Annotated in this window: 4 protein-coding genes; all 4 read right to left on the bottom strand. The window is 71.5% G+C overall.

The features are described 5' to 3' along the window. The coding region (locus tag G4D87_RS30545; protein WP_163786227.1) for a serine/threonine-protein kinase at positions 1-973 on the bottom strand (973 nt) is incomplete at its 3' end. A gap of 20 nt (positions 974-993) precedes the next feature. Further along, positions 994-3,339, bottom strand: a complete 2,346-nt coding sequence (locus G4D87_RS30540) for a serine/threonine protein kinase (protein WP_163786226.1) — start codon at positions 3,337-3,339, stop codon at positions 994-996. A gap of 130 nt (positions 3,340-3,469) precedes the next feature. Continuing rightward, on the bottom strand, positions 3,470-3,856 hold the full coding sequence (locus G4D87_RS30535) for a hypothetical protein (RefSeq protein ID WP_163786225.1): 387 nt from the start codon (positions 3,854-3,856) through the stop codon (positions 3,470-3,472). 108 nt (positions 3,857-3,964) lie between these two features. Then, the gene (locus G4D87_RS30530; protein WP_205507776.1) at positions 3,965-6,931 is read right to left on the bottom strand and encodes a choice-of-anchor D domain-containing protein; all 2,967 of its coding nucleotides are present in this window, start codon (positions 6,929-6,931) and stop codon (positions 3,965-3,967) included. Between the last annotated feature and the right edge of the window lie 144 nt (positions 6,932-7,075).

Here is a 7,075-nt window from a genome sequence, read left to right as displayed (position 1 = left end):
CCCCCTCCACGACGTGCGTGCGCTCCTGCACGGTGGGAATCGCCTGGGTGAGGCTGGTGGGGAACAAGCGGCGCATGAAGGCGCTCAGGTCCGTGTCGTCCACGGACCTCGCATGCGTCAGCACGCACTGGGCCAGGGCGCGCTCGAGCTCGGCGGCCGTCTGGAAGCGAAGCGCGGGATCTCTATCCAGCGCACGCACCACGGCGGCGTCCAGGTCCGCCGGCACGTCCGGATTCAGCCGGGCCGGAGGCGGGATGGTGCTCAGCTGCACCGCGCGCAGCACCGCCACCTCGGAGTCCCCGTCGAACAGGCGGCCGCCGGTGAGCATCTCCCACAGCACCACGCCCAGCGCGAAGATGTCCGTGCGCGCGTCCACGGCCTCGCCCCGGGCCTGCTCGGGCGACATGTACGCGAACTTGCCCTTCAGCACGCCCGGCTGCGTCAGCTTGTTGCCCGCCTTGGCGATGCCGAAGTCCGTCAGCTTCACCGCGCCGTCGAAGGACAGCAGCACGTTGTGCGGCGTGACGTCCCGGTGCACCAGGTCCAGCGGCTGGCCATTGACGCGGACGCGGTGCGCGTAGTGCAGCCCCCGGGCGACCTCCGCGCCGATGTGCGCCACCAGCATGGGCGGCACCGGCTCCATCAGCTCCTTGCCGCGCTTGCGCAGCTCCCACAACGAGCAGCCGCGCACGTACTCCATGGCCAGGTAGTACGTGTCCTCGTGCTTGTCGAAGTCGAAGATCTGCACCACGTTCGCGTGGTTCAGCCGCGAGGCCAGCCGGGCCTCGGCGATGAACATCCCCACGAACTCCGGGTCGCTGGCCAGGAAGGCGCGCACCCGCTTGATGACGACTTCCTTCTCGAAGCCCTCCGCGCCGCGCGCCGTGCACAGGTAGATTTCCGCCATGCCGCCCTCGGCGAGCTTGCGGCGGACGACGTACTTGCCGATGTGGGTGCCGGCTTCGAGCGTCACGGGAGCATCCAAGGCATGTGCTATTCGAACTTCACGCTCACGACGTTGAGGTCGATGGGCTTCACCTCGATACGTCGACTGAGCGTCTTCTTGAGGTCGGGGTTGACGAAGCGGCAGTCATAGCTGCCCACGCGCAGCTCCACGGCCTCGAAGGGCGTTTCGCCCATCCGCTTGCCACCGCACGTCACCTCCGCCCAGGGATGCACGACGAAGCGCACCCGGGCCAGCCGCCCCTCCTGCCGGGGCTCCGGCCGCGCCGGACGCTCGCGAGCCACCGCCGCCACGGGCGCGGCGGGCACCGCACCGGGCTCGGGCTCCAGCGTGAAGCGCGCCACCTGCTCCGCTTCCTCACCCACCGTCACCGTGCGCGTCTGCGCCTGGTGCCGGTCGGCCTCCACGCGCACGGCGACCTGCTGACCCACCGCCGCGTCGAGCACCACCGGCCGCTCGCCGTGGCGCTGGCCATCCACCAGCACCACCGCGTCCGCGGGCTGCGTCTCGATGTGCAGCCGCACCGGCGCGGGCGCGGACTCCACGGGAGGATGGGGCACCACGGGCGGGGGCCGCAGCTCCGTCGGAGCCTGGACCAGCGCCTCGGCCTGCATGGGCACGGGCGCGGGCACCGCTGCCTCCGGGTCCAGGGACACCGGCGTTGGCTCCGTCGAGCGCATCGACCAGAACACCACGACCACCGCCAGGACCAGCAAACCCAGCCCCACCACGTACAGCCACGTCTTGCCGCCCGTCGCCGCCTCGCGGGCCACGGGGCGCTTCGCCGCGCGCGACATGCCCAGCGACAGCGTGGGGGCGTCCTCCTCGAGCTGCTCCCCGTCCCGCAGCGGAATCACCACGCGCGAGGGCCGGCCCGTGTCCATCATGGCGATGGTGGGCGCGTCCTCCTCCACCACGTACCCCCCTCGCGCCTGCGAGCGCGCCCCAGCGCGGGCATCCACCGTGGGAGCATCCTCGTCATCCACGGGGAGGACCGGCGCGCCCAGGTCGAAGCGGCCCGTGTTGCCGAAAGGCCGCGGAGCGCCTCGAGGGTCCGTCGGCGCGGCGGCGGCCCCGCCCAGCTTCACGTCCGTCCGGGTCACCGACGCGGGTGCGCGCGCATCCACCGTGGGCGCGTCCTCCTCCACGGGCGGCGGCGGAGGAGGCGGCGGCGCCACGTTCATGCCGGAGCGCGAGGGCCGCTCGGGCTCCACCGCCCGGCGCTGTCCCGTCTGCCGCGGCGCGGGCTTGTCCGGCTCCAGCTCGAAGCGGCCCGTCCGGGACGCCGGTCGCGGGCGCAGCGCCGCCGTCGCGTCATCCTCCGGCGACATCGGCGGTGGACGGGGCGGCAACGCGGGCCGCAGGCCGGTGCGGCGCGGCGGAGCCTCCGGCCTCGACGCACCCGCATCCGAGTCCTCGCCCAGCACGTCGCCCGCCCGGGCCTCCTCGGCCAGCCGCTCCGCGAAGACCTCCTTCATGAAGGCGGACAGGTGCGCGGACGATGCGGGCGCCTGGTGCGCGCGCAGCCACTCCTCCAGCGCGTGCTGGAGGTGCGCCGCTTCCTGGTACCGGTCCGGCAGCTCCTTCGCGAGCGCCTTGAGGACGATGGCGTCCAGGTCCGCCGGCACATGCGGCGTCACTTGCGAGGGCGGCACCACCCGGCACTCCGACACCGCCGTCAGCGTCTGGATGTCGTTGGGACGCTTGAACAGGCGCGTGCCGGTGAGCAGTTCGTACAGGACGATGCCCAGCGCGAAGATGTCCGCGCGGCAGTCCACCCGCATGCCCGCCGCCTGCTCCGGGGACATGTACGAATACTTCCCCTTCAGCACGCCAGAGCGCGTCACGGTGGCCTGGTCCGCCGCCTTGGCGATACCGAAGTCCACCACCTTCACCCCGCCCTCGAACGTCACCAGGATGTTCTGGGGGGACACGTCGCGGTGGACGATGCCCAGCGGCCGGCCCGTCGTCGGGTCCGTGCGCTTGTGCGCGTAGTCCAGGCCGGCGCAGGCCTCGATGAGGATGCGGCACACCAGCGGCACCGGCAGCGGCTGGCCCATCAGCTCCGACTGCTTCCACAGCCGGCGCAGGTCGTCGCCGTGGATGTACTCCATGGCGATGAAGAAGGAGTCGTCCTGCGCGCCCAGGTCGAAAATCTGCACCACGTTGGGGTGGTTCAGCCGGGCGGCGATGCGCGCCTCGTCCAGGAACATCTTGACGAAGTCGTCGTTCTCCGCGAGGTGCGGAAGGATCCGCTTGACCACCACCCGCTTGTCAGGCTCCGCGCCCTGAGGCCGCGCAAGATAGATCTGCGCCATCCCGCCCGTGGCGAGACGCTTCAGGAGCTGATACCTGCCATAGGTTTCGATGGACACGGCGACCTGACCGGCCCCTGGACAACCACCCTTGGAGTGGCCCCGAGTTCCGGGCGCGGAATGGACCCGAGCGTAAGCGCACCGGGAAGGAGGGTCAAACCCCCAACTGCTCCGGAAGCGGCCTTTGTCGCTATCTCCGGGCGGCCCGCACCTCGCGGGTCTCCCGCATCAGGGTCTCCAGCTCGTCCAGGTGACGCTTCAGCACCGGCATCAGCACCGGCGCCGCGTCCACCCGGTCGAACAGGTCCAGGACCCGGTCCACCTTCCGCTCAATCTCCCCCGCCCGCGCCGGGCTGATTCGCCGCAGCAGCAGGTCCGCACCGGCCTCCATCAGCACCCGGGCCACGGCGTCCCGGGAAGCGAGCGGCTCCTCCCTCCGCTGCCCTTCTCCCTTGATGACGCGCAGTCCTGGGGCCCTTCCAGCAGGGCGGGCCGCGCTCGTCATCGTTCCTTCAAGGTCCTGGGAGTTCACCGGGTGCCTCCTCGGCAGCTGCAGGTACGACCTCAGGGTACACACCGCGAGGTGACCTCCAATTTTCTGGTCATCCGCACAGGCGGAAGCAGACCTGTAGCACCGGGGACTGACACCACCGTGGAGGGCCGGATGTCCGGCCCTCCGGGTGCGTTACATCGCGTCGCACGAACGGCGGTAGTTGATGGCGATGCGGGTGCCCGCTGGCGGCACGACGTCGAACACCACGCTGTTGGTGGCCGCGTCGTAGGTCCAGCCGGTCGTGGACGGCGTGCCATTCACCGTCACCGTCACGCTGCCGGGCTCCGGCAGGTCGCTCAGCGGGAAGCGCTGCTGCGCGGAGAAGGCCTTGTCACCCACCGCCTGCAGCAGCGGCCGGTAGTCTTCCGCGCAGACGCTCACCACCTCGCCTCCCGTGCGGGAGGTGGCCTGCGAGTAGCGGGTGCCGGCGCCGCCCGCCGTCGCGCAGCCCTCGGCCGGCGGAGCGATGGCGTAGAAGGTCGCGCGCTGCGGCTGGTTCTGTCCCTTGAGCTGCTGGGCCCAGTCCACGTAGGTGTCCACCGCGTCGGGCGAGTGGTCGTCCTCGTCGCTGACGAACAGCACCACCAGCGCGGCCTCCTCGCGCAGGAAGCCCGCGTTGCCGTCGTTGGGCGGCGGCGTGCGCGGGTCATCCGCGCTGTTCACCAGCGGCCGGGACAGCGCGCGGCGCATCGCCTCGAAGCCCTGCTCCACCTCCGCGCACCGGCCCACCTGCACGTTCTGCTGGAGCTGCTGGACCAGGTTCGGCGTCGCGTTCGTGAGGATGCGCGGCAGCGAGCTGTCCACCGGGAAGAAGCGGCCCGCCTCGCCGCCCTCCGCGCCGCCCGGGCACGCGTTGGCCGGGTCCGACGGCGTCACCGGGTGGATGCCCGTCGTCGTCACCGCCACGTTGAGACTCACCCCCCGGTCCCGCGCCGTCTGCACGAAGGTCGGAATGGCCTCCACCAGCCGCGGGTGCTCCACCGCCATGGAGGCGGTGTTGTCCACCACCAGCAGCACGTCCACCTTGCTGACGTCCTGCTGGACGAAGTTGTCCGTCTTCTCCACCCGCATCGACGACTCGCCCACCAGCGGAACCATCAGCGGCGCCGGCAAGTCACTGGAGCCCACGTACAGCGGCGACAGGTTCATGCCCGACACCAGGCCGAAGTACTCCACGCCCACCGTGAAGGCCTCGTTGGGCGGCAACATGAAGGGGATGGGGTCTGGCAACGCCGAAAACCCGAACTCCGAATCCGTGGTGCCCGGCCCGATCCACACGTCGTTCACTGACACCGGCGCGGCGCAGGCATTGAGGAAGTTCACCTCCATGGGCTCGGCGGGGCAGTCCGGCCGGGCCACGCCCCAGTCCATGTAGCGGCGCGACGCCACCAGGCACACCGCCTGGGTGTTGGCCACCAGCGGCACCAGCATCACCGGGTTGGCCGGCTGCATCTGCTCGATCTGCACGGTGCCGGTGAAGTGGCCGCCCGCCACGGGCGCCATGAAGGCCACCTGGAAGCTGAACCAGTCGCCGGGGTACATGATGCCGCCGTAGAGGTCGCCGCCCGGCAGCGTGAAGACGCCGCCGCCGTCATCCCGCAGGCGGATGTTCTTCACCGGGCACAAGTCGGTGCCGCGGTTCTCCAGCTTGAGCCCCAGCACCGCGCCCTGCGTGGGCGGAATGGTGCCGAAGTCCAGGGCCTGCGGCGTGAGCGCGAGCTCACAGGGCGCGTGCGCCTCCGTGTTGCCGCGGAAGTCCATCTGCACCGTGGCCGCGGAGAAGGCGTTGGTCGTCATCACCAGCGAGCCCTCCGCCGCGCGCAGCTCGGTGGGCTCGTAGAAGACCTCCAGGTTCACCTCGCCACCGGGCGGCAGCGTCACCGGCAGCGCCAGCGGCGTGTGGTTGAACTGGGGCGCCCCACCCTGCTGCGGCAGCCAGTCCAGCGTGTTGAGGGTGAGCCCGCCCTCGTTGGACGCGCCGCAGTTCTTCACGTTGATGATGACGCGCACCTTCGCGCCGAGCGGCTGCGTGCCGAAGTCGTGGAACGACGGGGACACACACAGCTCCGGCGCGCCGCCGTAGCCGCGCAGCTGCACGGGCGTCGTCGGATGGCGGCGGCTCTCCACGTGGTACAGCGCGGTGTCCTGCGCCGCGCCCTGGTGGTCCGGGGTGTAGCGGAACGTGAAGGTCCGCACCTCGCCCGGCTGGAGCACCAGGGGGAAGCCGACGCTGTTCTGGGTGAACGACGCGTCGCGGCCCTCCAGCGTCAGCCGCGTCACCGTCACCGGCTCGGTGCTGATGTTGCGGATGCTCGACTCGCGCACCGCGTCCCGGTCCACGGGCACCGCGCCGAAGTCCAGGACCTCCGGTTCGGCCACCACCGCGCGCTCCAGCGCCTCGGCCGCCACCTGCACCGTCACGTCCGCGCAGCCGCGGCAGGGCGACAGGGCCAGCGCCACCTGCTTGCGGCCCACCCGCACCGGGTGGAACGTCACCATGAGCTCGCGACGCTCACCGGGCGAAAGCGTCACCGGCTCCACGCTGAACTCGTCGCGGTCCGCGCCCACCAGCCGCGGCGTCACCTCCACGGGCAGCTCCGTGGGGTTCTCCAGGCGCAGCGGCAGCACCTTCGTGGCGTCCGCTTCGATGCGGCCGAAGTCCAGCCGCCGCGGCGACACGCGGGCCCAGGCGTCCACGCCGCTCCCCGTCAGGGGGATGCGCAGCAGCGGTTCGATGCGCGTGTCCGAGCGCACCACCAGCACCGCCGGCTGAGCACCCTCGGTGGGCGGCGCGAACCGCACGCGCAGCGAGCACGCGCTCCCGGGCTGCAAGCTGTGCGGCCCCTCATGGGTGAACTCGGCGCGGTAGGCCCCCTCCGGGCCCTCCACCCAGACCTCGTTCACGTCCACGGGTGCGCGGCCCACGTTGCGCAGCGAAATCTCCGCTTCGCGCGCATCGAAGATGGCCACCCGCTCGAAGTCGACGCCACCCGGCGTCGCCGTCAGCCGCCCGTCCGCCAGCGCCGAGCGCTCGCGATCCGCGCAACCGACCAGCATTCCCACCACCGCGAGGGCGACCCAGCCCAAGCGCCCTGTCATGGCCCACCCCTTCCCCACTACCGTCAACCCTGGCCGCCGCGCGCCCCACATGGAGGACGGCGGAAGGAACGGTGGCGAAGCTAGGCACCCACTTCAGGGTGGGCAACCAGCCACACCTGGGTAACCCCGCGCCCAGGGGTGGGT

The sequence above is a fragment of the Myxococcus vastator genome (assembly GCF_010894475.1).
Lineage (GTDB): Bacteria > Myxococcota > Myxococcia > Myxococcales > Myxococcaceae > Myxococcus > Myxococcus vastator.
Note: the sequence above shows the minus strand (reverse complement) of the source record. Positions and strands in the feature narration are given on the sequence as shown.